26 protein-coding genes are annotated in these 22,210 nt (G+C 69.3%); 16 read left to right on the top strand and 10 right to left on the bottom strand.

Annotated features, from left to right (window positions below; genetic code table 11):
* The 4 genes from B2869_RS17680 to B2869_RS17665 all read left to right on the top strand — a co-directional run.
* Window positions 1-1,012 (top strand): aminotransferase class V-fold PLP-dependent enzyme (locus tag B2869_RS17680; protein ID WP_292769425.1); only part of this gene is annotated, 1,012 nt, incomplete at its 5' end.
* Window positions 1,013-1,066: 54 nt separating this feature from the next.
* Window positions 1,067-2,377, top strand: a complete 1,311-nt coding sequence (locus B2869_RS17675) for an ABC transporter substrate-binding protein (protein WP_021198305.1) — start codon at window positions 1,067-1,069, stop codon at window positions 2,375-2,377.
* A gap of 3 nt (window positions 2,378-2,380) precedes the next feature.
* Window positions 2,381-3,343: a carbohydrate ABC transporter permease gene (locus B2869_RS17670; RefSeq protein WP_292769422.1), complete on the top strand. Its 963-nt coding sequence runs from the start codon at window positions 2,381-2,383 to the stop codon at window positions 3,341-3,343.
* Entirely contained in the window at window positions 3,340-4,260 is a 921-nt protein-coding gene (locus B2869_RS17665) for a carbohydrate ABC transporter permease (RefSeq protein ID WP_021198303.1), read from the top strand. Before B2869_RS17670 ends, B2869_RS17665 begins: the two co-directional genes overlap by 4 nt.
* 79 nt (window positions 4,261-4,339) lie before the next feature.
* Here the strand turns inward: B2869_RS17665 and B2869_RS17660 are convergent, their stop codons facing one another.
* From B2869_RS17660 to B2869_RS17650, 3 genes are read right to left on the bottom strand one after another with little or no spacing between them, the layout of a single operon-like run.
* Window positions 4,340-5,353, bottom strand: a complete 1,014-nt coding sequence (locus B2869_RS17660; protein ID WP_029267814.1) for an aldo/keto reductase family protein — start codon at window positions 5,351-5,353, stop codon at window positions 4,340-4,342.
* 52 nt (window positions 5,354-5,405) lie between these two features.
* Complete coding sequence (locus B2869_RS17655; protein ID WP_292769419.1) at window positions 5,406-5,915, bottom strand: hypothetical protein; 510 nt, start codon at window positions 5,913-5,915, stop codon at window positions 5,406-5,408.
* Window positions 5,916-5,925: 10 nt separating this feature from the next.
* Window positions 5,926-7,338: a PLP-dependent aminotransferase family protein gene (locus B2869_RS17650; RefSeq protein WP_292769417.1), complete on the bottom strand. Its 1,413-nt coding sequence runs from the start codon at window positions 7,336-7,338 to the stop codon at window positions 5,926-5,928.
* 112 nt (window positions 7,339-7,450) lie between these two features.
* On the opposite strand from B2869_RS17650, the gene B2869_RS17645 reads away from it, so the two are divergent.
* Entirely contained in the window at window positions 7,451-7,759 is a 309-nt protein-coding gene (locus B2869_RS17645) for a hypothetical protein (RefSeq protein WP_292769415.1), read from the top strand.
* 40 nt (window positions 7,760-7,799) lie between these two features.
* Here the strand turns inward: B2869_RS17645 and B2869_RS17640 are convergent, their stop codons facing one another.
* Window positions 7,800-9,440, bottom strand: coding sequence for a DUF4407 domain-containing protein (locus B2869_RS17640; protein ID WP_292769413.1), 1,641 nt, complete (start codon window positions 9,438-9,440; stop codon window positions 7,800-7,802).
* Window positions 9,441-9,523: 83 nt separating this feature from the next.
* Window positions 9,524-10,096, bottom strand: a complete 573-nt coding sequence (locus tag B2869_RS17635; RefSeq protein ID WP_292769411.1) for a TetR/AcrR family transcriptional regulator — start codon at window positions 10,094-10,096, stop codon at window positions 9,524-9,526.
* Between the two features lie 65 nt (window positions 10,097-10,161).
* Here B2869_RS17635 and B2869_RS17630 point away from each other — a divergent pair, with 65 nt between their 5' ends.
* Window positions 10,162-10,785: an NAD(P)H-dependent oxidoreductase gene (locus B2869_RS17630; RefSeq protein WP_292769409.1), complete on the top strand. Its 624-nt coding sequence runs from the start codon at window positions 10,162-10,164 to the stop codon at window positions 10,783-10,785.
* Here B2869_RS17630 and rlmN read toward each other — a convergent pair.
* On the bottom strand, window positions 10,734-12,035 hold the full coding sequence (rlmN, locus tag B2869_RS17625) for a 23S rRNA (adenine(2503)-C(2))-methyltransferase RlmN (protein ID WP_029267826.1): 1,302 nt from the start codon (window positions 12,033-12,035) through the stop codon (window positions 10,734-10,736). The genes B2869_RS17630 and rlmN overlap by 52 nt on opposite strands.
* 71 nt (window positions 12,036-12,106) lie before the next feature.
* Here rlmN and B2869_RS18720 point away from each other — a divergent pair, with 71 nt between their 5' ends.
* The 4 genes from B2869_RS18720 to B2869_RS17605 all read left to right on the top strand — a co-directional run bounded on the left by B2869_RS18720 (window position 12,107) and on the right by B2869_RS17605 (window position 14,881).
* On the top strand, window positions 12,107-12,667 hold the full coding sequence (locus B2869_RS18720; protein ID WP_349678068.1) for a ribosomal protein L7/L12: 561 nt from the start codon (window positions 12,107-12,109) through the stop codon (window positions 12,665-12,667).
* A gap of 62 nt (window positions 12,668-12,729) precedes the next feature.
* On the top strand, window positions 12,730-13,368 hold the full coding sequence (locus B2869_RS17615) for a bifunctional 4-hydroxy-2-oxoglutarate aldolase/2-dehydro-3-deoxy-phosphogluconate aldolase (RefSeq protein WP_021198293.1): 639 nt from the start codon (window positions 12,730-12,732) through the stop codon (window positions 13,366-13,368).
* Window positions 13,369-13,547: 179 nt separating this feature from the next.
* Window positions 13,548-14,135: an ankyrin repeat domain-containing protein gene (locus tag B2869_RS17610; protein WP_292769406.1), complete on the top strand. Its 588-nt coding sequence runs from the start codon at window positions 13,548-13,550 to the stop codon at window positions 14,133-14,135.
* Window positions 14,132-14,881, top strand: a complete 750-nt coding sequence (locus tag B2869_RS17605; RefSeq protein WP_292769404.1) for a sulfite exporter TauE/SafE family protein — start codon at window positions 14,132-14,134, stop codon at window positions 14,879-14,881. Before B2869_RS17610 ends, B2869_RS17605 begins: the two co-directional genes overlap by 4 nt.
* A gap of 43 nt (window positions 14,882-14,924) precedes the next feature.
* Here the strand turns inward: B2869_RS17605 and B2869_RS17600 are convergent, their stop codons facing one another.
* Both B2869_RS17600 and B2869_RS17595 read right to left on the bottom strand, forming a co-directional pair.
* Window positions 14,925-15,755, bottom strand: coding sequence for an SDR family oxidoreductase (locus B2869_RS17600; protein WP_292769402.1), 831 nt, complete (start codon window positions 15,753-15,755; stop codon window positions 14,925-14,927).
* A 46-nt stretch (window positions 15,756-15,801) separates the two neighbouring features.
* Window positions 15,802-16,560 (bottom strand): SDR family NAD(P)-dependent oxidoreductase, encoded by a 759-nt coding sequence (locus B2869_RS17595; protein WP_021198289.1) that lies wholly within the window; start codon window positions 16,558-16,560, stop codon window positions 15,802-15,804.
* Window positions 16,561-16,729: 169 nt separating this feature from the next.
* Here B2869_RS17595 and B2869_RS17590 point away from each other — a divergent pair, with 169 nt between their 5' ends.
* The 6 genes from B2869_RS17590 to B2869_RS17565 all read left to right on the top strand — a co-directional run bounded on the left by B2869_RS17590 (window position 16,730) and on the right by B2869_RS17565 (window position 20,454).
* Window positions 16,730-17,179 (top strand): hypothetical protein, encoded by a 450-nt coding sequence (locus B2869_RS17590; protein ID WP_292769399.1) that lies wholly within the window; start codon window positions 16,730-16,732, stop codon window positions 17,177-17,179.
* Between the two features lie 221 nt (window positions 17,180-17,400).
* Window positions 17,401-17,874 carry a hypothetical protein gene (locus B2869_RS17585; protein ID WP_292769396.1) on the top strand — a complete coding sequence of 158 codons (474 nt, stop codon included), beginning with the start codon at window positions 17,401-17,403 and terminating at the stop codon, window positions 17,872-17,874.
* Entirely contained in the window at window positions 17,864-18,400 is a 537-nt protein-coding gene (locus B2869_RS17580) for a signal peptidase II (RefSeq protein ID WP_036331674.1), read from the top strand. The genes B2869_RS17585 and B2869_RS17580 overlap by 11 nt, the downstream gene beginning before the upstream one ends.
* Window positions 18,397-19,335: a cytochrome c oxidase assembly protein gene (locus B2869_RS17575; RefSeq protein ID WP_292769392.1), complete on the top strand. Its 939-nt coding sequence runs from the start codon at window positions 18,397-18,399 to the stop codon at window positions 19,333-19,335. The genes B2869_RS17580 and B2869_RS17575 overlap by 4 nt, the downstream gene beginning before the upstream one ends.
* 46 nt (window positions 19,336-19,381) lie before the next feature.
* Window positions 19,382-20,107, top strand: a complete 726-nt coding sequence (locus tag B2869_RS17570) for an aminoglycoside 3'-phosphotransferase (RefSeq protein WP_292769389.1) — start codon at window positions 19,382-19,384, stop codon at window positions 20,105-20,107.
* Window positions 20,104-20,454: a CHY zinc finger protein gene (locus tag B2869_RS17565; protein ID WP_136024083.1), complete on the top strand. Its 351-nt coding sequence runs from the start codon at window positions 20,104-20,106 to the stop codon at window positions 20,452-20,454. Before B2869_RS17570 ends, B2869_RS17565 begins: the two co-directional genes overlap by 4 nt.
* A gap of 6 nt (window positions 20,455-20,460) precedes the next feature.
* On the opposite strand, the gene B2869_RS17560 is transcribed toward B2869_RS17565, so the two are convergent.
* Window positions 20,461-21,240 (bottom strand): energy-coupling factor transporter transmembrane component T family protein, encoded by a 780-nt coding sequence (locus B2869_RS17560; RefSeq protein ID WP_029258530.1) that lies wholly within the window; start codon window positions 21,238-21,240, stop codon window positions 20,461-20,463.
* A partial coding sequence (locus tag B2869_RS17555) for an ATP-binding cassette domain-containing protein (RefSeq protein ID WP_292769384.1) occupies window positions 21,237-22,210 on the bottom strand: 974 nt, incomplete at its 5' end. The genes B2869_RS17555 and B2869_RS17560, both read right to left, overlap by 4 nt.

Raw genomic sequence — 22,210 nt, 5'->3', positions numbered from 1 at the left:
CACCGCCCCGTTCGTGGGCGCGCGCGCCGAGGACAGCGCCTTCGTACCCAACGCCTCGGCCGCCGCGACCGTCGTCTACAACGCACTGCACCTCGAAGCCGGCGACGAGATCCTGGTGACCGACCAGGGCTACGGCGCCATCACCATGGGAGCCGAGCGCCTCGCCCGTCGGTTCGGGGCGCGCGTGCGCACCGTCGCCCTGCCGCTGCTCTCCTCCGACGACGAGATCGTTCAGCTCTTCGCCGATGAGCTCACCCCCCTCACGCGTCTGATCGTGGTCGACCAGATCACCTCCCCGACCGCCCGCGTGCTGCCCACCCGACGCATCGCCGATGCGGCAGCCGAGCGCGGCGTGCGCACGCTCGTCGACGGCGCCCACGCCCCCGGCCTCATCCCGGATGCGGCCACCGTCGCGGGTGGCGACTGGTGGTTCGGGAACATGCACAAATGGCCGTGCGCCCCGCGCGGCTCCGCCCTGCTGGTGACCTCCGCCGCCGACCGCGACGAGCTCTGGCCGCTCATCGACTCGTGGGCCGCGCGGGAGGCGTACCCCTCCCGTTTCGACACGCAGGGAACGATCGACGCCACCACGTACCTGGCCACCCCGACCGCGATCGACTTCATCGAGAGCGAGTTCGGCTGGGCCTCGGCCCGCACGGCCATGGCCGAGATCGCGGATGCCGGGGCCGAGCTGATCGCCGAAGCCCTGCGCCCGTACGGCGACGAGGACCCGCTCACCCCGCTCCCCTCACCCGTGCCGTCGATGCGGCTGGTGCGCCTTCCGCTCGGGCTCGGCGCGACCCGCGAAGACGCCGACGCCCTGCGGATGGACCTGCTCGACGAGGTCGGCGTCGAGACGGCGTTCACGAGCTTCCGCGGGGTCGGCTACTTCCGGCTCTCGGCCCACCTCTACAACGAGGCCGCCGACTACGAGACCTTCGTCGAGCGCTGCGTGCCGCAGATCCTGAGCCGGGCCGGCATCCGTCCCGCCGACTCCCTCATCGTCCCCTGACCGCAACACCCACCCGACCGCAACACCCACCCCCACCCCACCGAGAGGCACATCGTGAAGAACAAGATCTTGACGACCGCAGCGGGATTCGGCACCGTCGCCGTCCTCGCTCTCACCGGCTGTTCCGCAAGCTCCGGCCCGTCCACCGACGGCACCGTCACCCTGCAGATGGTCGAGAGCCTGACCAACCCCGCCCGCACCGAGCTCCTGCGCGGGCTGCTCGACGACTTCGAGAAGGCGAACCCGAAGATCACGGTCAACCTCGTCTCGCCTCCCACCGAGCAGGCCGACGCGAAGATCCAGCAGATGCTGCAGTCCGGCAAGGGCGTCGACGTGCTGGAGGTGCGTGACATCACGGTCGGGCCGTTCGCGAACAACGGCTGGCTCTACGACCTGGGTCCCGACCTCGAGAAGTGGGACGGCTGGGACGCGCTGACCGACAACGCCCAGTCCGCTTCGGTCGCCGCCGACGGCAAGAGCTACTTCGTGCCCTACGGCTTCTACGGGCTGTCGCTGTTCTACCGCACCGACCTGGTGAAGGACGCGGGCTTCGACGGTCCGCCGCACAGCTGGAAGGACCTTCTGGAGCAGGCGAGCACGATCCAGGACCCGTCGAACAACATCTACGGCTACGCCTTCCGCGGCGGTCAGAACGCCAACAGCAACGTGGTCGCGGCGATCGAGGCGTACACGATCGACGGACTCGACGTCGACGACGCGTTCCTGATGGAGGACGGCTCGACGATCTTCGCCGCGCCCGAGGCACAGGACGCCGTCGACGACTACTTCGATCTGTTCAAGGAAGCCTCCCCGCCCTCCGCGGTCTCGTGGGGCTACCCCGAGATGGTCGCCGGCTTCACGAACGGCACCACGGCGTTCCTGCTGCAGGACCCCGAGGTCATCGCGACCGTGCAGGACTCCTCGCTGACCGAGGACCAGTGGGACACCGCTCCCCTGCTCGTCGGCCCCTCGGGCAAGGCCGCGCAGCCACTCGCCGTCGCGGGCTGGGGCGTCGCCGAGAACAGCGAGAACAAGGAGGCGGCCGTCAAACTCGTCGAGTTCCTGTCGTCCGCCGAGCCCGCCACCGAGTTCGCACAGGCCAACAGCCTGGTGCCGATCATCACGGCCGCCGCCGACGACGAGTTCTACTCGTCCGGCCCGTGGACCAGCTACGTCACCATGACCGAAGACCCGGAGACCTACGTCAACGTGCGCCAGCCGCGCGGGGTCAGCTGGTGGACCGAGTGGATCCAGAAGTCCGACCAGGACGTGCAGAACGTGCTGCTGGGCAACATGTCGACCAGCGACCTGCTGGCCTCGTGGGATGCGTTCTGGACCGAGAAGTACGCCGCGGAAAAGGGCTGACCTGTGGCCCGCACCGCTCAGAAGGGAGGCTCCGTCGGCACTGCTTCGCAGCAGACCGCCGCCGGGGCCTCCCCGGCATCCCGCCGACGCCCGTTCCGCGGCCGCCAGGCGTGGACGCTGCTGGCCTTCCTCGCGCCGGCGATCGTCTTCGTCTGCTGGTTCACCTACTGGCCGATGCTGCAGGGCGCGCGCATGGCCTTCCACGACTGGAACCTGTGGGACCTCACCTCGACGCCGTTTGTCGGCTTCGACAACTTCCTCGCGGTGTTCCGGGATCCTGCCTTCCCGACCGTGGCGTGGAACTCTGTGCTCTGGGTCGTCGGCTCGCTCGTGCCGCAGCTCGTGATCGGATTCCTGATCGCCCTGGCCCTGCGCAAGAGGTTCCGCTTCCGCGGCCTCTACCAGGCGCTCGTGTTCTTCCCGTGGGCGGTGTCGGGCTTCCTGATCGGCATGCTGTTCCGCTGGATGTTCAACGCGGAGTTCGGCGTGGTCAACGACCTGCTCATGAAGGCGGGGCTGATCGACGCCCCGCTCCCCTGGTTGGCTGATCCGAAGCTCGCGATGTTCGCGGTGATCGTCGCCAACGTCTGGTACGGCGTGACGTTCTTCGCGATCATGATCCTCGCGGCGCTGCAGTCGGTGCCCGACGAGATGCTGGAGGCGGCGAGCCTCGACGGCGCAGGCAAGTTCCGGCAGCTGTTCTCGATCATCATCCCGTACATCTCGATGACGCTGCTGTTGACGATCCTGCTGCGGGTGATCTGGATCTTCAACTTCCCCGACATCATCTACGCGATGACCAACGGCGGTCCCGCCAACCAGACGCACATCATCACAACCTGGATGATCAACTACACCCAGCAGGGCGACTACGGCTTCGCGAGCGCGATCGGCCTCATCGTGATGGCGGTCCTGTTCGTGTTCTGCGCGTTCTACCTGATGGCGATGCGGAGAGTGCAGCGATGACCATGACAGACGCCTCGCGGACAGGTTCCTCGATCACCGAGACCCGGCGCATCACCGTCCCCGATCCGGCATCCGCCCCGCGACCGAAGCCGCGTGTCACGGTCGGCGGTGTCATCCGCGTCGTGGGCCTCGGCCTCTGGCTCGTGATCACGCTGTTCCCGCTGTACTGGATCGCGCTGACGTCGATCAAGTCGCCGGGGACGATCAACCGGTTCCCGATCGAGTACTGGCCGAGCGAGCCGTCGCTCGAGAACTACATCAGCCTCTTCCAGAAGAGCTCGTTCGGCGTCTTCCTCGGCAACTCCGCCCTGGTCGCGGTCGTCGGCGGTGCCGTGGCCACCCTCATCGCCCTGTTGAGCGCCTACGTGCTGGCCCGGTTCGAGTTCCGCGGCAAGGGGACGATCCTGATCGCGTTCCTGCTCACGCAGATGATTCCGGCGTTCATCGCGCTCGGCCCGCTGTATTCGATGATGACCGACCTGGGACTGGTCGACACCAAACCCGGCCTGATCCTCGTCTACATCGCGATCTGCATCCCGTTCTCGACCGTCATGCTCCGCGGCTTCTTCGAGAACGTGCCGGACGCGCTCGAAGAGGCGGCGATGATCGACGGATGCTCACGCCTCGGCGCTCTGTTCCGGGTGCTCGTCCCGGTGATGACCCCCGGCATCATCGCGGCGTTCATCTTCAACTTCGTCAATTGCTGGAACGAGCTGTTCCTGTCGGTCGTGCTCATGAACACCGACGCGAACCGCACCGTGCCGTCGGCGCTGAACGGCTTCATCTCCACCTTCAACATCGACTGGGGCTCGATGAGCGCCGCCGCGGTGTTGACGATCCTGCCGACCATGGCGATGTTCGCTCTCGCGAGCCGCTGGATCGTGCAGGGCCTGACCGCGGGTGCGGTCAAGGAGTAATCCGGTCACCGCACAGCGAGAAGGCCGCCGTTCCTCGGAACGGCGGCCTTCTTCGTGAGATGCGTCAGCGACGGAGGTCTCAGACCAGACGGGACTTCGGCGACACCGAGTAGGTGTTCTCGGCGTCGCGGTTGACCGTGTCGCCGAGGGCCGCGTCGATCGCCGCCATCGTGTCGGCGTCGAGCGTCACGCCCGAGGCCTTGACGGTCTCGGCGAGCTGCTCCGGACGGGACGCGCCGACCAGTGCGGCCGCCACGTTCGGGTTCTGCAGCACCCACGCGATCGCGAGCTGCGGCATCGACAGGCCGGCCTGCTCGGCGATCGGCTTCAGGCGCTGGACGGCGGTGAGGATGTCGTCCTGCAGGAAGCTCTTGATGAAGTCGGCGCCGCTGTGCGGGTCGGTGGCGCGCGAGCCCTCCGGCACCGGCTGACCCGGCAGGTACTTGCCACTGAGCACGCCCTGCGCCATCGGCGACCAGACGATCTGCGAGATGCCGAGCTCTTCGGACGCCGGGACGACCTTGCCCTCGATCACACGCCACAGCATCGAGTACTGGGGCTGGTTCGAGATGAGCTGGATGCCGAGCTGCTTCGCGAGAGCGTGCCCTTCGCGCAGCTGCTCGGCGGTCCACTCCGAGACGCCGATATAGAGCGCCTTGCCCTGGCGGACGACGTCGGCGAAGGCCTGGAACGTCTCCTCCAGCGGGGTCTCGTAGTCGAAGCGGTGTGCCTGGTACAGATCGACGTAGTCGGTGCCGAGGCGCGCGAGCGAACCGTTGATCGATTCGAAGATGTGCTTGCGGCTCAGGCCGGTGTCGTTCGGCCCCTTCGGACCGGTCGGGAAGTAGACCTTCGTGAAGATCTCCAGGCCTTCGCGGCGCTGCCCCTCCAGGGCCTTGCCGAGCACGACCTCCGCCGCCGTGTTGGCGTACGTGTCGGCGGTGTCGAAGGTGGTGATTCCGGCGTCGAGGGCGGCGTGGACGGTCTTGACGGCGGCGTCGTCGCCGACCTGCGAGGCGTGGGTGACCCAGTTGCCGTAGGTGATCTCCGAGACCTTGAGACCGCTGTTGCCGAGATAGCGATAGTTGACCATGGATCAACGCTACTGGCTGACACCGTCAGCGGGGCCGGACGCGAGGAAGAGGTCAGGCCGACGCAGGAGCGGCGCGTGCCCGGAGCACGGCGACCACCCCGCCGAGCATCAGCAGGGCTGCCGCGAAGGCGCTGATGATGTAGAACGCTCGCACCCCGGGGAGGGAGACGCCCGCCGAGATCATGAAGGTATCGGCCAGCGCCATGCCCGGGGCGAACGAGGCGAGGAAGAAGCCCGGGGCTCCGAGCATGAGCAGACTCAGGAAGCCGGCAGCCGCCATCATGGGAGCGGCCCTCGACGTCATCGCGACCACACCGAGGGCGAGGGCGAGCACGACTCCCATCCCGAGAATCATGAAGGTCGTCGGCGCGTTGAGCGACTCACCCGCTCCGCTCAGCTCAGCTCGGATCTGGTCGAGAGTGAGCCCGGGAGCGGCCGCGAGAGGCGTCCACACCAAGATCTGCACCGCGGCGAGCGCAGCATAGATCGTGACGGCGAGCACACCGGCGATCGAGATCCACAGCGTCTGCATCCGCATGGTCCGACGCTGCATCCGAGTCATGCGGGTCAGCCTAGGAAGACATCCCGAGAGTCTCCCGATACTCGCGCCAGGCCGCTCCGAGGCGGCGGATGCCCTCGGCGAGCACGTCGTCGGGGGCGGTGAAGGGGATGCGGATGTGATCGTCCGGCGACGCGGAAACGGCGAACGCCGCACTTCCGGCGATCGAGACACCGTGTGCGGCCGCCGTTCGGGCGAGCGCTGCTGCTGACCCCACAGGCACCCGCACCCATAGCGACAGCCCGCCACGGGGCGGCTCGACCGTCCAGTCGGGCAGGTGCTCTGCCATCAGTCGCTGCAGCACCCGGAGCCGCTCCTGGTGGATGCGGCTGTTCGCGCGGCGCAGGTCGTCGGCGCGGGCGATCAGGTCGAGAGCGAGCAGCTGACCCGGCACGCTGGTGGACTGGTCGGCGAGCTGACGCGCGCCACGCAGCCGTCGTACGAGCACGGGGTCCGCCCGCAACCAGCCGATCCGCAGGCCCGCCCACACCCACTTCGACACCGACTCGACCACGATGACGGGCGCGTCGGCGCGCTCGGCGGCGAGCGTGGGCGGCACCACCCCGTCGAAGGAGATACCGGCGAGCACGCGATCCTCGATGACCGGAACGCCGTACTGCGCGGCGAGCGCGGCCACCCGATGCCGAGCAGCTGCAGGCAGGCGCGACCCGGTCGGGTTCTGGTGATGCGGGTTGAGGGCGACGAGTACCGGACGCAGACGAGCGAGGGCCTGCTCCAGCGCGTCGACGTCGAGACCGTCGTCGCCCATCGGGACGCCGTGCACCGAACCGCCGCGCAGGCCGACCGAATCAGTGACGCCCGGCCAGGTGATCTCCTCGGCGAGCACGATGTCGCCTGGGCCCACGAGCGCGTTGACGACGAGACTGATGGCCTGCTGCGCGCCGTGCGTGACGAGGATCTGCTCCGGTGTGGTCGGTGTTCCCTCGGCGGCGTACATGTCGGCGATGAGGGTGCGCAGCGCAGGCAGGCCCGCAGGGTCGGTCTCCGGCAGCAGGGCGAGGTCGAGCCGCGGCTTGTGATCGCGAATGAGCTGCACCCCGAGGTCGGAGATCTGCGGCACGGTGCGCAGGAGATCGATCGCGTTCGGCAGCGCCGAGAAGAGGGCCTCTCCGCGTCCTGGTCGTGAGGCAGGCACGGCGGTTGCGGCTGTCCCGGCGATGCGGGTGCCGCTCCCCTGCCGCCGGTCGACGAGACCGCGGTCTGCGAGGTCGCCGTACGCAGCGACGACCGTGCCGCGCGAGACGGACCCTGCCGCTGCCAGTGCGCGCTCCGCGGGCAGCCGGTCCCCCGGGCGCAGCTCTCCACTTGCGATCAGACCCTCGATGCCTCGCGCGAGCCGGGCGGCGAGAGTGCCGTCTCCCTGTGTCCAGCGGCCGAGCCGCGCCGAGAGCGCCTCCGAGGACACGTCACCTGCGTGGACGAGAGATGCCGCTCGTACCGCAGGAATGGCCGATACCTGATCCATTGGCCCGCTATTGGCCCTGTCCTTCACGCTCATGAGAACCGATTCTGGACCAATGAACACGCATCTCGCCAGCCGTCCTTCAGATACTGGACCGATCAATCCCGATTGGACCATCGCGCAGCTCCTGGAGTGGCTCAGCGATGATGTCCGCCAGCACGATGTCATGCTTCAGCATCCGCTCGCCCGCATCGAGGCACTGATGACCGGGGCGCGCTGGGCACGCACCCCGTCGACCGTGGCGTTGATCCGCTCGATCGCCGCCGCCGTCCGCGACGAACCGGTGCGGGGAAGCATCCGGATCAGCGAGCTCTCCCCGCAGCAGCCGCCACGGATGCCGGAGCGGATTCCCCAACCCGCCTGACCGGAGCCTCGCGCAGCCTCGCCGCACCGCGATGCCCGGTTCAGCCGATCGTCGGGCGAACGAGCTGCTCCTGCTCCTCGAGCGTCTGCGCCTGCGCGCGCTTCTCCGCCCGTTCCCGCTCCTGCGCCTCGGCCGCCTCTCGGCGTTCCGCACGCGTCTGCGGCTCACCGGAGCCGGCCTCCGCCTGTATCCCCTGGGACTGATCCGTCACGATCTGCGCACGGTCTCGGAAGCCCTCGGCCGTCACCTTGTCGAGGGCGACCTGCTTGCGGATCGCGGCGGCTTTCTCGTAGAGGCTCGGATCACCGTAGCTCGTGAGCACCTTCACCAGCACTGGCAGCAGCTCGATCATGAAGAACAGCGCGGCTATGAGGATGTGCGCCCACAGGATCGAGGGCTCCTTCTCGCTCAGCCGGTTCAATCCGCTGATCTGACTGAGCAGGCCGACCGCTCCGGCGTTGCCCTGCGCGACCGCATCGGCGCGTGCGTTGTACGCGGCGAGCGCCTGATCGTAGGAGTCGCGAGCTGTCGGCAGCTGCGACTTCGCCTGCTCGCGGTTCTGCGCCTCGGACGACGAGGTGTTCTCCTTCGCCGCAGTGCCGGCCGCGGCGAGCTCCTCGTTGGCGGTGCGCAGCTGGGCGGCGAGGGCGTCGTAGGTCTGCTGAGCCTCGGCGAGCTGCGCCTTGGCGGCGTCCGAACTGGCGCCCTGGCCGTTGACGCCGGTGCAGCCGGGGACGGTGCCGGCACCCTCACCCGTGAGCTCGCACTGGTACAGCACGCGCGCCTGGTCGATCACGGCCTGCTGGGCGGTCATCTTCGCGGTCACGTCGTCGACCGTGGCCTGAGCCGCGGACTCGGTCGCCGACGAGGAGTCGGTGCCGGCGACGATGCCGGTCGCCGCCTGGTTCTCGAGTTCGGCGACCTTGGCGGATGCCGCGTCGAGCGCGATCTTCTCCGGGCCGTTCTCGAGCGCCTCCTGGTCGGACTGCGACTGGGTGATGTTGGTGGAGGCGACCTCGCGGGCGATGTCGTTGTGGAAGATCTGCAGCACGAGTGGCTCGGCCACGACGAAGCCGATGATCGCGGCCATGATCACGCGCGGGATCGCAAGGCCGATGAGGCGCCAGACGTTCCTGGTCGAGCTCATGGTCGATGTGAGGAATCGGTCGAGGTTGAAGATGATGAGCGCCCAGACGAGCGCCAGGGGCACGGCCAACCAGACGGCCGCCTGCACCCCGGTGGTGAGTGCGAAGAGCATCGAGATCGCCGAGACGAGCGCGGTGCCGGCGAGCACGAAGAACATCTGCACGAAGCGCGGGGTCTCGCCGGGAACACGGTCGAGGATCTCGCCCTCCGCACCGCCGAGGATCGCGAGGGTCCGCGCGCGCGAGCCGGGAGTGCGCGGTGCGCGCTTCGCGCGGGGACGGCGGACGCGCGGCTCCCGCGGCGGCTTCACCGGAGCGGGTTCTTCGGCGGCGGACTCGTCAGCAGAGAGGGCGTCGGCGATCGGTGTCGTCTCTGCGGGCACGGACTCGGGCACCTCGCGGGTGGCGTCGTCGGTGCCGGTGGGCTCGAACTCACGCAGGAAGTCGAGATCATCCGTGACGGCGTCGGGTTCGCTGTCGAGGATGATCCGACCCTGCGAGTCGTAGCGACCCGGTCGATGGGCGGAATAGGGCATTCGAACAATCTACGAAAGGTCGCCTGTGGATAACGTGGAAAAGTCCTTGGAGCAGCTCACAGGTTGAACGGCGTCGCCGGGGATCACTCCGCGGGAAGCAGCCGATCGAGGGCCGCGGCGTAGGCCGACAGTCCGTCCTCGAGCGTGAAGTGGCCTGCCGCAGCGAGCGTGCCGAGCCCGTGGATCAGTCCCCACAGCGCGACGACATCCGTCGGTCGATCAAGGCCGACTGCCGCCGCCCCCTCGGCGAGCACCGCCTCGAGCCCGTCGATCAACGGCGCCATGGTGGGAGTCGGGGATCCGGGCACGCAGACCGTCGGGTCGTAGACGGCGTCGAACGCGTGCGGGTGCTCGACGGCGAAGCGGATGTACGCCGAGCCCCCGTCGGCGAGCGCGGCCCGCGGGGTCGAGGCCTTCTCGGCAGCGGTGCTCACCTGGCCCAGGAGATCGACCATGCTGCGCTCGGCGATCGCCTTGAGCAGTCCCAGGCGGTCGGAGAAGTGATGGTACGGGGCGTTGTGGCTGACGTTCGCGGCCCTGGCGACCTCGCGCAGGCTGATCTCCGCCGCGGGCATCCGCTCCAGCAGCTGCATGGCGGCGTCTTCCAGAGCACGGGCGAGATCGCCGTGGTGGTACCCGTCCTTGGAACTTGACATGAGCAACATCCTCTCCTATCTTGACAGTGTCCACCAGCTTGACACTGTCCAGATAGGAACCGGAAATGCCCGCTCTCGTGATCGACGGCCACCCCGACGCCCGCTCCCTGACCGCCGCTCTCGCCCAGCGCTACGCCGCAGGGCACGGCGACGCCCGTGTGCTCGCCCTCCGCGACCTCGACTTCGACCCGAACCTGCGCTTCGGCTACCGCGAGCGCATGACCCTCGAGCCCGACCTCGTCGAGGCGAAGCGCGCGCTGCAGGACGCTGACACGATCGTCATCGCGACGCCGCTGTGGTGGGGGTCGGTGCCCGCGCTGCTCAAGGGCTTCTTCGACCGCGCCCTGCTGCCGCAGCAGGAGTACCGCTACACGAAGCTCGGGCTCGTCGAGGGACTGCTGCCCGCGCGAAGGGGCAGGCTGCTGCTGCTCGCGGACACGCCCTGGTACTTCACACCCTTCACGGGGCTGCCCGCCCAGACCCACGTCACCCGAGGCACGATGCGCTTCTGCGGGATCCGCTCGGTGCGCACGCATCGCATGCTCGGCGTGAAGGATGCGAGCGAGACCACGATCTCCCGGTGGCTCGACCGCGCCGAGCACCTCGGCGCCGTCGACGCCCGCCGTGCCGGCCGGCCTCAGGCCATCGCGGCGGAGGCGGCCTCATCCTCGGTCGTGGCGACGAGCTGACCGCAGGCGCCGTCGATCTCCTTGCCGCGGGTGTCGCGGAGAGTCGTCGGGATGCCGGCATCGTTGAGCCTGCGCACGAACTCGTTCGTGACGTCTTTCTCCGACGCCGTCCAGATCGAGCCCGGCGTGGGATTCAGCGGGATCGGGTTCACGTGCACCCAGCCGCGTCCACGCTGGTTGAGCTTCTCCGCCAGCAGATCGGCACGCCAGGCGTGATCGTTCATGTCCTTGATCAGCGCGTACTCGATCGAGACGCGGCGACCGGTCTTGGCGTAATAGTCGTAGGCGGCGTCGAGGGCCTCGTCGACCTTCCAGCGCGAATTCACCGGGATGAGCTCGTCACGCAGGTGGTCGTCGGGGGCGTGCAGCGACAGCGCGAAGGTCACCGGGATGTTCTCGTCGGCGAGCTTCTTGATCGCGGGCACCAGGCCCACCGTCGAGACCGTGATGCCGCGGGCGCTCATCCCGAGCCCGTCCGGCTGCGGAGCGACCATCGAGCGCACCGCATCCATCACGCGCTTGTAGTTGGCGAGCGGCTCGCCCATCCCCATGAAGACGATGTTCGAGACGCGCTCCATGCTGTGGTCGTCGGACTTCTTGCCGCCCAGACCGCCCTCGGCGATGAGCCGGTTGGCGCGCACGATCTGTTCGATGATCTCGGCGGTCGACATGTTGCGGGTCAGGCCCGCCTGGCCGGTCGCGCAGAACGGGCAGTTCATGCCGCAGCCGGCCTGGCTCGACACGCACAGCGTGATGCGGCCGGGGTAGCGCATGAGAACCGACTCGACCAGGGCGCCGTCGTGCAGGCGCCACAGGAACTTGATCGTGTCGCCGCGGTCGGTCTCGAGGCGGCGGACCTCGGTGAGCAGCGGCGGGAGCATCCCGGCGACGAGCTGCTCGCGGGTGTCGGCCGGGAGGTCGGTCATCTGCTCGGGGTCCGACGTGTAGTGACGGAAGTAGTGCGTCGACAGCTGCTTGGCACGGAAGCCGGGCAGGCCGAGCTCTTTCACCTTCTCGACGCGCTCGGCCGGCGTGAGGTCGGCCAGGTGCACCGGCGGCTTGCCGCGCTTGGGGCTCGCGAACTGCAGCAGTGGACGCCCCTCGGCGTCCTTCTGCTGGGTCCATCCCTCGGTGGCAGGGCGCACCTGTGGCTTCCTGGTCTCGCGCACCTTGCCCTGGGCGGGGCGTCCCTGCGGGGCGGACGCGGATGCTGCGGGGCGCGTCTCGCGCGTGCGGGGAGTCTCGGTCATACCCTCCAGGGTACGCGGTGGCGGATGGGAAGGCCCTGGGGCGCGGGCGGTGACCTCTCTAGACTGAGCCCATGGATGCCGTGCTGTGGATCATCGCGATCGTCGTCGGCCTGATCGTCGTCGTGGCGATCCTCGCCGTCGCGGTCCGCGGCATGCGCCCCAAGCTGCCAGAGCCGCAGGTGTTCACCCCGTCGCCGACGACCGCGCGCACGGCTCCCGCTTCGTCGGCGTCGACGGCCGTCTCCGGTTTGACGCCGAGCGTGATCGCCGAGATCGACCGGCTCGTCGGGGCCGGGCAGAAGATCCACGCCATCAAGCTGTACCGCGACCACTCGGGCGTCGGCCTCAAGGAAGCGAAGGACCGCATCGACCACTGGTCGGTCAGCACCACGGCGCCGCACCTCGCCGCCGTGTCGAACGCCACGGCCACGCGCTCGTCGATCACTCCGACGGTCGCGACCCCTTCGTCCGTGCGTGCGTCGCTGCCGGCTTCGGTGGCCTCCGAGATCGACCGGATGGTCGCTGGGGGTTCCGCCATCGCCGCGATCAAGGCGCTCCGCGAGCACACGGGACTCGGACTCAAGGAATCGAAGGACCTGATCGAGGCCTGGCCGCACACCCACGCGTCCTGACCAACTTGTCGTTACAGGCTGCGCCCGGGAGAATGGACGTGCCCGCCCGATGAAGGAGCCCCATGTCTGACCGTCTCGACCGCGCCCGCACGACCGGCATCCTCGCCGTCCTCCGCGCCCCCTCCCCTGAACTGGCCATCGAGGCCTCGGAGGCGATCATCCGCGGCGGTGTCACCGGCATCGAGGTGACCTTCTCCACTCCGGACGCTCCGGCGGTCATCCGCGAACTCATCGCCCGCCACGGCGACGCCGCCTACGTCGGCGCGGGCACTGTGACCACCGCTGCACAGGCCGAGCACGCAGCGGACGCCGGAGCCGAGTTCCTGGTCAGCCCCGGCACACTGCCGCACCTCACGCGCAGCATGCTCGACACGGGCCGCGTCGTGATGACCGGCGCGATGACGCCGACCGAGGTCATGGGCGCGCTCGAGCTCGGCGTCGACGTCGTGAAGATCTTCCCGGCGTCGCTCGGCGGCCCGTCCTACCTCGGCGCCCTGCGGGGACCGTTCCCCGACGCCCCGCTCATGCCCACCGGCGGCGTGAACCCCGACAACCTGGCCGCCTGGTTCACCGCCGGCGCGGTCGCGGTCGGTGCGGGCGGAGACCTGGCGAACGGAACCTCGATCGCGAACGGCGACTGGGCCGACATCGAGCAGCGCGCCGCGCGATTCGCCACGGCACTCACCGCCGCGCGGAGCTGACCGCCACACGGGACTGATCACCGCGCGAGGTTGATCACCCGATGTCCGGCATCGTTTGGTATACCGGATGCATGCGTGCGCGAAGGATGTTGGCCGTCGGCGCCGTCACAGTTGCCCTGCTGACCGTGACGGCCTGCACAGCAGCGCCGCATCCTTCCCCGTCGACCCAGGAGGCTGCCATGACCGAAGCCACTCGCGATCTGCTCGCCGCCGCTGAGGACGGAGACGCGATCGCCGTGCAGACGGCGATCGACGAGGGCGCGGACATCGAGGCGCGCGGATCCGGCGGGATGACAGCCCTGGTGGCGGCGACCAAGGCGAACCACGTCGACGCGGCCCGGGTCCTGATCGAGGCGGGGGCGGACGTGAACGCCAAAGACGACATCCAGGACTCCGCCTACCTGTACGCGGGCGCGCGCGGACATGACGAGATCCTCCGTCTGACCCTCGACAACGGCGCCGACCTCGCGAGCACCAACCGCTTCGGCGGTACGGCCCTGATCCCGGCGTCCGAGCGCGGACTGCTCGCGACGATCGAGATCCTGCTCGAGGCCGGCGTCGACCCGAACCACATCAACAACCTGAACTGGACGGCGCTGCACGAGGCGATCGTGCTCGGCGACGGATCCTCGACCTACGTCGACGTGGTTCGTGCCCTCCTCGACGGCGGGGCCGACAGTGGCATCACGGACGGCGACGGCGTGCTCCCGGTCGACCTCGCGAAGGCCAGGGGCTACGACGCGATCGTCGCCGAGCTCGAACGGTGATCACCCTCGACCCGTGGGCCTGGGCGGCGCTCGCGGTGGCGGCGGCGGTCATCGGCATCTCGAAGACCGCACTGCCGGGCGGGAGCATCCTGGCGATCGCGCTGTTCGCGGCCGTCCTGCCCGCCCGCACCTCGACCGCGGCGACCCTGCTGCTCCTGATGGTCGGCGACCTGTTCGCCCTGTTCGCCTACCGCCGGCACGCGCACTGGCCCACGCTGCTGCGGCTCGCCCCCGCGGTCATCGCGGGATTGCTGGTCGGATTCGCGTTCCTCGCGCTCGCCGGCGATGGTGTGGTGCGCCGTGCGATCGGAGTGATCCTGCTGCTCATGATCGCCGTGACGCTGTGGCGCCGGTGGCGGCAGAGCAGAGCGGATACCGCGTCACCGCCCTCCAGCGGCATCCTGCTCGCAGGCGCCTACGGCACGCTCGGCGGCTTCACGACCATGGTCGCGAACGCCGGCGGGCCCGTCATGTCGATGTACTTCCTGGCCACCCGCACCCCGGTGCAGGTGTTCCTCGGCACCTCCGCGTGGTTCTTCGCCATCATTAATGTGATCAAGGTGCCGTTCCTCGCGGGCCTCGGGCTGTTCGAGCCACCGGTACTGCTGATGGATGCCGTGCTCGCGCCGCTCGTGGTGGTCGGCGCGCTTCTCGGGTTGCGGGTCGCCCGTCGCATGAATCAGCGTGTGTTCGACCGCATCGTGATCGCACTCACGATCGTCGGTGCGGTCTACCTGCTGATCTGACCACGTCTATCTGCTCCCGCTCTGACTCCGGGCCGCGGGAACCTCAGTCGAGGAAGATGTCGGGGAAGAGCGCACTGTCGGGAGTGCCGGGGATCGCGGCATAGCCGGAGAAGTCGATCACACCGTCGGCTTCGAGCACGTCCTCGACGATGAGCGTCTGACCGGTGTACGACGCCGCGGGCTTGAGCAGCACGGCATACGCGGCGTCCGCATAGATGTCGGGCGTGCGGCTCGCAGCCATGACCTTGTCACCACCGAGGAGGTTCTGCACGGCCGCCGTCGCGATCGTGGTGCGCGGCCACAGGGTGTTGGCGGCGATCCCGTCGCGTGCGAACTCGGCGGCGAGGCCGAGGGTCGCCATGGTCATGCCGAACTTCGCGAGCGTGTATCCGGTGTGCGCGCCCAACCACTTCGGGGTCGGGTTGAGGGGTGGCGACAGCGAGAGGATGTGCGGGTTCTCGGCATCCTTCAGGATCGGCACGGCGGCGCGCGAGAGCATGAACGTGCCGCGTACGTTGACGTCCTGCATCAGGTCGTACTTCTTGGCGTTCAGGTCGAGCGAGCGCGAGAGGTCGATGACGCTGGCGTTGTTGATCACGATGTCGATGCCGCCGAACTCGCCCTGCGTCTTCATGACCGCTTCGGTGATGTCGTCGTCGTCGCGCACGTCGCCGACGATCGGCAGAGCCTGGCCGCCGGCCGCGCGGATCTGCTCGGCCGCGGTGTGGATCGTGCCTTCGAGCTTCGGATGCGGGGTGTCGGTCTTCGCGAGCATCGCGATGTTCGCACCGTCGGCAGCCGCCCTCAGCGCGATCGCGAGGCCGATGCCGCGGCTGCCGCCCGACATCAAGATGGTCTTGCCTGCAAGGGACATGGGTTCTCCTGTGTTCTCGATCGCGGGTTCTGAGGGGTGCCGCGGGTCAGCGCGGCGCCATGCGGATGGCGCCGTCGAGGCGGATGGTCTCGCCGTTGAGGTAACCGTTCTCGACGATCTGCTGCACGAGAGCGGCGTACTCGTCGGGGCGTCCGAGGCGCGAAGGGAAAGGCACCTGCTGGCCGAGCGAGTCCTGGGCCGCCTGCGGAAGACCCATCAGCATCGGGGTCTCCATGATGCCCGGAGCGATCGTGCACACCCTGATGCCGTAGCGGGCGAGCTCGCGCGCCACCGGGAGAGTCATGGCGTGCACACCGCCCTTGGATGCGGAGTAGGCGGGTTGGCCGATCTGACCGTCGAACGCGGCGACGCTCGCGGTGTTCACGATGACGCCGCGCTCCTCGTCGTGCAGCTCGTTCTTCGCGATCACGGCGGATGCCTGTGAGATGACGTTGAACGTGCCGACGAGGTTGATGCGGATCACGCGCTCGAAGTCGGCGAGCACAGCCGGGTTGCCTTCGCGGTCGAGCACCTTGGCGGGCGGCGCGATGCCGGCGCAGTTCACGACCACCCGCAGCGGAGCGGCGGACTGCGCGGCTGCGACGGCCGCCTGCACCTCATCCGCGTTCGTGACGTCGGCCGCGACGAACAGCCCACCGAGTTCGTCCGCGATCTCGGCACCCTTCGACGAGGCGAGGTCGATGATGGTGACGTGCGCTCCCGCGGCGACGAGCCGGCGCGCCGTGGCGAGTCCGAGACCCGAGGCTCCGCCGGTGACGAGTGCACCCTGTCCGCTGATCTGCATCTGATGTTCTCCTTCGAACGTCGTCGTGCGACATGCATTGATGGAACGCAGTCCCAGCCTACGTGGTTCTTGGTTTCACCACGAGCCGAGGTACGGCGTCGAGAGCGAGCCTACGACACCGCCTCGCGCGCGAAGGAACCCGATAACCGATGCGGGTAGGATCCGGAGAATGCGCCGCTCGCCCGGGATCCTCCGATCCGCGGGCACCGTCGCCCCGCCGGTGATAATGCGGCTCATTACCACGGCGAGCCTGGCGCTCCTGCTGCTCTTCGCCCTCGCCGTGACCACCCACGGGGCGCAGGACGAGAACGGCGCTGCCCCCTCCCTCACCGCCGCAGTCGTCGACGCGTTCGACCATGCGGCCGCAGCCGCCCAGGAGCAGGTCCTCACCGCCGCACCCGACAGCGGGACGAGCGCTCTCGTCGGAGCTGCGCTCTGCGCTCTGGGCGTGCTGTGCGGGCTCGCCGTGATGCTCCTGCGAACACGCGCAGCGCACCGCCGGGCACTGGTCACGCGACTCCGAGCCGGATCCGAGGCTCTGCGTCGATCGTCTGCATCTCCCCCGCGCCCACGCGCGACGACGCTCTCCCTCCTCCAGCTCGGCCTCTCCCGAACCTGATCCGCCGGCCGCACCCGCGCGACCGCATCGATCGCTCGCAACCCGGCCTCCCCCGCGGCATCCCCTCGATGTCCCTGTCGACCTCCTGTGTCGACGTCTCGCGTCGACATCTCGCGTCGACTCCGCGCGACCCCGACTCCTGAAGCCGTGCGTTGTGTGCGCGGCACCATCCGAGGCTCCGCCCTCTCGAACAATCTGCTCTCACCCCTCGAAGGAGACCCATGAAAAGCCCCGTGGACGACGCCGATCGGCGCGCTCCCCAACGCCCGAGTCCGCAGACGAACCCGATCGGCTGGACGATGCGGCGCGCGGTAGGCACGACCGTCATGGGAGCGGTGCTCAGCGTCCTGATCCTGCTCGTCGGCGGGGAGTCGGCGGCCGCACACGTGCCCCACAGCATGGTCGGCCGCTCAGAGGCGGATACGCCCGCGACGACTCAGACCCCCGCACCCGCACCCGCACCCACACCCACACCCACACCCACACCGACACCGACACCGACCAGCAGCACGACGCACGAGCAGCAGAACGGCGAGCGGAGGGTGCAGCGCGACGACCTCGGATTCCTGGGGACCGTCTTCCTCGTCGGGATCGGCTTCCTCCTCGCCCTCGGAGCGACCGGGGTGGTCTTGGCGGGGCGCGCGCGGCGGAGACGCGATCGGGCAGCGGAGACGGGACCGTTCGATGAAGCGTGAGAGCGTCCCGAAGTACGCCGTCGCCTTCGTGATCGCCGGCCTCGTCGTCCTGATCGACCAGAGCACCAAAGCGGCCGCGATCGCCGGGCTCAGCCAGACGGAACGGATACCCGTTCTGGGTGATGCGCTCGGCCTGCAGCTCGCCTACAACCCCGGGGCGGTGCTGTCGCTGGGCTCCGGGGCGACCTGGGTGCTGACCGTGGTCGGCGTGGGCGCCGTCGCCGCCCTGTTCGTCGCCGCGGTCCGCGCACGCACGACGTGGCGGGCCTGGGGGTTGGGTTTCATCCTCGGGGGCGCCATCGGGAACGTGCTGGACCGTCTGCTCGCTCCCCCCGGGTTCGGCATCGGCCATGTCACCGACTTCCTCGCGTACGGGAACTGGTTCATCGGGAACCTCGCCGACGTCGCGCTCGCGATCGGAGGCGTCGTCCTCGTCATCGGGGCCGGGGTCCGTCACCGTGCGCAGACACGGAACGCGGCACTCGGCGACCGGCCGGACGACGAACGAGAGGGCGCGAACGGATGAACAACTGGATGCCGGACGCGCCGCCGACCTTCGCCGACCTCGTGCTGCCCGCACCGGGCCCGTTCCCCCTCCTGCCCCTGGTCGCCGCCGTGCTGGCCATGGCGTACCTCGTCGGCGCGATCCGCCTCTGGCGGCAGCACCGCCGGTGGCCCGTCTGGCGCACGGTCGTGTTCCTCCTGGGCTGCCTCGCGCTCGCGGCCATCACCGGTCTCGGGGTCGAGGCGTACGGCTACGCGCTGATGTCGGTGTTCATGTTCCAGCAGCTCACGCTGATGATCGCGATCCCGCCCCTGCTGGTGCTCGGATCACCGGGCACCCTGCTCCTGCGTGCCACGCCCCACCACGGGCTGGGTGCCGCCGCGCTGCGTGCCGCGCACGGCGGACTCCGCAGCCGCGTCGCCCGATGGATCCTGAGCCCGTGGATCGCCCTGCCGGTGTACCTGATCGCGTTCTACGGTCTGTATCTGGCCGGTCTCGCCGATCGCGTCCTCGCTGCTCCCGGCGGTCACATCGCCCTGGAGGTCGGGTTCCTCATCGTGGGCATCCTGTTCGCGATCCCGGTGCTGAGCTCCGATCCCCTCCCCGTGCGTCTCGGGCACGGCGGGCGGGCACTCGACGTCTTCGCCGAGGCCGCCCTGCACGCGTTCTTCGGGGTCTTCCTGATGATGGCGACGACGATGCTCGTCGACCACTTCGTCGCCCCGACCCTCGCCCTCGGGATGGATCCGCTCGAGGACCAGCGTCTGGCGGGCGGTCTGGCCTGGTCCTACGGCGAGGCGCCGACGCTGCTGATGCTCGTGTACGTGATGCATCGGTGGTTCCGTGACGACACGGCCCGCGCCGCCGCCGATGACCGCTACGCCGATGCGCACGGCACGACCGAGCTCGACGCCTACAACGCCTACCTCGAAGGCCTGCGCGACGAGAGCCGATGAACCGCACCCGTCGCCGTCACCCGTCGCCGTCGGGCAGGATGGACGGATGAGCATCCCCTCCGCCTCCCTCGACGTGCCGACGCGGGTGCGCGAGCTCGCCCGCGGTGCGAAGCTCGTGCCGGTCTGGCTCAACGGGATCGGCGGGCTGACCTTCCGCACCGACGACGGCCGGTACATCAAATGGGGGCCGCTCGACGACGAGGCGAACATGCGCGACGAAGCCGAGCGCATGCGGTGGGCGCGCACCTGGATCGCGGTGCCCGAGGTGCTCGAACAGGGGCAGGACGAGACACACGAGTGGCTCGTCACCGTCGCGCTCGACGCGAGCAGTGCCGTCGACCCGCGCTGGGCCGACCAGCCCGAGACCGCGGTACGGGCGGTCGGCGCGGGCCTGCGGGCGCTGCACGACGCCCTGCCCGTGGCCGAATGCCCCTGGGAGTGGAGCACGCAGTGGCGGATCGCCAACGCCGCCGACCGCGGAACGATCGTGCCCGACGAGCTGCTCCAGACGCCGCCGATCGACCGACTGGTGGTGTGCCACGGCGATGCCTGCATGCCGAACACGCTTCTCGATGCCGCCGGCCGTCCCGCCGCGTTCGTCGATCTCGCAGCTCTCGGAGTCGCCGACCGCTGGGCCGACATCGCCGTGGCATCGATGAGCACGATGTGGAACTTCGGATCCGGCTGGGAGGACACGCTCATCGAGGCCTACGGGGTCGAGCCCGACCGCGAGCGCCTCGAGTACTACCGGCGGCTCTGGAACGAGACATGAGCGTGGCGCCCCCGCCCGCCGGTCGACCGCCGGTGTTCGGCCCGGTCGTCGACGACATGACCCGGTGCGTGCACTACCGGGGCCCGACAGACATCATCGCGATCCGCTTCGCCTGCTGCGGCGATCACTACCCGTGCCATCGCTGTCACGAGGAGTCCGCGGGGCATCCGGCGCAGCAGTGGGCGCCCGAGCAGCACGACACCGCGGCGATCCTCTGCGGCGCATGCGGACACGAGCTCACGATCACCGAGTACTTCGCGGTGACGGGCTGCCCTCGCTGCACCGCCCCGTTCAACGAGCGCTGTGCTCTGCACCGGGAGCACTACTTCCAGCCGAGTTGGAGCTAGCCGGCCCTAGCTCCACACGAATCGGAAGGTCCCGACGAGGACGGCGGCGGCGAGGGCGAGCGCCATGATCGCGATGCCGCCGATCAGCGCCACCGCATCGCGCGGGTGCAACCGCGACGGTCGCGACCAGGTGCGGGGGATGCCGGAGCCGAAGCCGCGCGCCTCCATCGCGAGTGCCAGCGTGGACCCGCGCCGCACCGCGAACACGAGCAGCACGAAGGCCATCGAGAAGAACCGTCGCAGCACACCCCGATCCCCCACGCCCCGTGCACGACGGGCCAGACTCATGGTGCGCCAGTCGTCGAGGAACAGGCCCAGCATCCGGGTGCCGGCGAGGATGCCGAGCACGAAGCGACTGGGGAGCTTCGCGACCTGGGCCAGCGCATCGGCGAGCTCCGTGGGGTCGGTGCCGCCGAAGAGCAGGATCGTCGGCAGTCCGAGCGCGATCACGCGCAGGCTCACCGCGATCGCGAGCGTGATGGAATCCTCGCTGATCGTCGCGAATCCGAAGGTCCAGTAGATCCGCCCCGCGGGTTCGGCGTAGAGCAGCATGCTCACGCCGGCGATCGGTGCGAAGATCGCGATCGGCAGCAGGCGCTTCAGCACCGTCGACAGCCGCAGTCCGGTCAAGGGCAGGCAGAGCAGCTGCAGGACGATCGCGGCCAGCGCGCTCGTGACGTCGATCGACGCGAACAGCGGCACCGACAGCAGCACGGCGAGCACCAGCTTCGTCACCGGGTTCACACCGTCGAGCCATACCGTCCGTGCGGTCTCGACCGCCGTCACGATGTCGCCTCCCCTTCGCGTCCCAGTTCGATGCGATGCCCGCCCAGGTACCGGATCACGGCGTCGTCGTGCGTGACCGCGACGATCGAACGACCGCGCGCGATCTCCTCCTGCAGGAGCGCGACGAGCGAGATCCACCCACGCCGGTCCTGCCCGAAGGTCGGCTCATCGAGCACGATCACCTCGGGTGCTCCCGCGAGCACGGTCGCGACGGACAGTCGACGCTTCTGCCCGCCGGAGAGCGTGAACGGGTTCGCGAGCGCGAGAGACACGAGTCCGAGGCGCTCGAGCAGTTCCTCGACGACGCCGTCCGTCTTCGCGCGGTCCCACCCGAGGGCTCGCGGGCCGACGGCGAGCTCGTCGCGCAGCGTCTGCGTGAGGAACTGATGCTCCGGCTCCTGGAAGACCATGCCGATGCGGGTGAGCAGCTCACGCGAGGACCAGCGGATCGGGCGGGGTCCCTTGCGCCCCGCCAGCTCGCGTGCCGAACGCACCTCGCCGGCCTGCTCCGGGATGAGGCCGGCGAGGGTGAGTGCGAGCGTCGACTTGCCCGCGCCGTTCGGCCCGGTGATCACGGTCGCGTTCGCACGCGGCACGCGCAGGTCGAGCCCCGACTGCACGACGACGCCCGCCTCTCTCGCGATCGAGAGCGCGGAGGTCTTGAGGGCATCGGAGGCAGGAACCTGTTCGAGCATCGGAAGGTCGATGCCGCGGTCGGGCACCCACACCCCCGCATCGGCGAGCACGTCGCCGTGGGCCGCGAACACCTGCGCGGGCGCACCGTCGGCGAGGAGTCCTCCGTCGGCCGCCAGCACGATCACGCGCGTCATCAGATCGACCCAGATCGGGGTGCGGTGCTCGACGACCACGAGCGTCGCGCCGGTCGTCTCGACGGCGCGCTCGACACTCGCCCGCACCTCCCGCACCCCCTCCGGGTCGAGGTTCGCGGTGGGTTCGTCGAGCAGCAGCA

It is taken from the genome of Microbacterium sp. UBA3486 (assembly GCF_002377845.1).
Classification (GTDB): domain Bacteria; phylum Actinomycetota; class Actinomycetes; order Actinomycetales; family Microbacteriaceae; genus Microbacterium; species Microbacterium maritypicum_A.
Note: the sequence above shows the minus strand (reverse complement) of the source record. Positions and strands in the feature narration are given on the sequence as shown.

Bases quoted from the DNA above. Each gene is read 5' to 3' on its own strand.
- B2869_RS17665 (WP_021198303.1), top strand. From the start codon at position 3,340: ATGACCATGACAGACGCCTCGCGGACAGGTTCCTCGATCACCGAGACC.
- B2869_RS17660 (WP_029267814.1), bottom strand. From the start codon at position 5,353: ATGGTCAACTATCGCTATCTCGGCAACAGCGGTCTCAAGGTCTCGGAG.
- B2869_RS17655 (WP_292769419.1), bottom strand. From the start codon at position 5,915: ATGACTCGGATGCAGCGTCGGACCATGCGGATGCAGACGCTGTGGATC.
- B2869_RS17645 (WP_292769415.1), top strand. From the start codon at position 7,451: ATGAACACGCATCTCGCCAGCCGTCCTTCAGATACTGGACCGATCAAT.
- B2869_RS17640 (WP_292769413.1), bottom strand. From the start codon at position 9,440: ATGCCCTATTCCGCCCATCGACCGGGTCGCTACGACTCGCAGGGTCGG.
- B2869_RS17635 (WP_292769411.1), bottom strand. From the start codon at position 10,096: ATGTCAAGTTCCAAGGACGGGTACCACCACGGCGATCTCGCCCGTGCT.
- B2869_RS17630 (WP_292769409.1), top strand. From the start codon at position 10,162: ATGCCCGCTCTCGTGATCGACGGCCACCCCGACGCCCGCTCCCTGACC.
- rlmN (WP_029267826.1), bottom strand. From the start codon at position 12,035: ATGACCGAGACTCCCCGCACGCGCGAGACGCGCCCCGCAGCATCCGCG.
- B2869_RS18720 (WP_349678068.1), top strand. From the start codon at position 12,107: ATGGATGCCGTGCTGTGGATCATCGCGATCGTCGTCGGCCTGATCGTC.
- B2869_RS17615 (WP_021198293.1), top strand. From the start codon at position 12,730: ATGTCTGACCGTCTCGACCGCGCCCGCACGACCGGCATCCTCGCCGTC.
- B2869_RS17610 (WP_292769406.1), top strand. From the start codon at position 13,548: ATGACCGAAGCCACTCGCGATCTGCTCGCCGCCGCTGAGGACGGAGAC.
- B2869_RS17600 (WP_292769402.1), bottom strand. From the start codon at position 15,755: ATGTCCCTTGCAGGCAAGACCATCTTGATGTCGGGCGGCAGCCGCGGC.
- B2869_RS17595 (WP_021198289.1), bottom strand. From the start codon at position 16,560: ATGCAGATCAGCGGACAGGGTGCACTCGTCACCGGCGGAGCCTCGGGT.
- B2869_RS17590 (WP_292769399.1), top strand. From the start codon at position 16,730: ATGCGCCGCTCGCCCGGGATCCTCCGATCCGCGGGCACCGTCGCCCCG.
- B2869_RS17585 (WP_292769396.1), top strand. From the start codon at position 17,401: ATGAAAAGCCCCGTGGACGACGCCGATCGGCGCGCTCCCCAACGCCCG.
- B2869_RS17580 (WP_036331674.1), top strand. From the start codon at position 17,864: ATGAAGCGTGAGAGCGTCCCGAAGTACGCCGTCGCCTTCGTGATCGCC.
- B2869_RS17575 (WP_292769392.1), top strand. From the start codon at position 18,397: ATGAACAACTGGATGCCGGACGCGCCGCCGACCTTCGCCGACCTCGTG.
- B2869_RS17570 (WP_292769389.1), top strand. From the start codon at position 19,382: ATGAGCATCCCCTCCGCCTCCCTCGACGTGCCGACGCGGGTGCGCGAG.
- B2869_RS17565 (WP_136024083.1), top strand. From the start codon at position 20,104: ATGAGCGTGGCGCCCCCGCCCGCCGGTCGACCGCCGGTGTTCGGCCCG.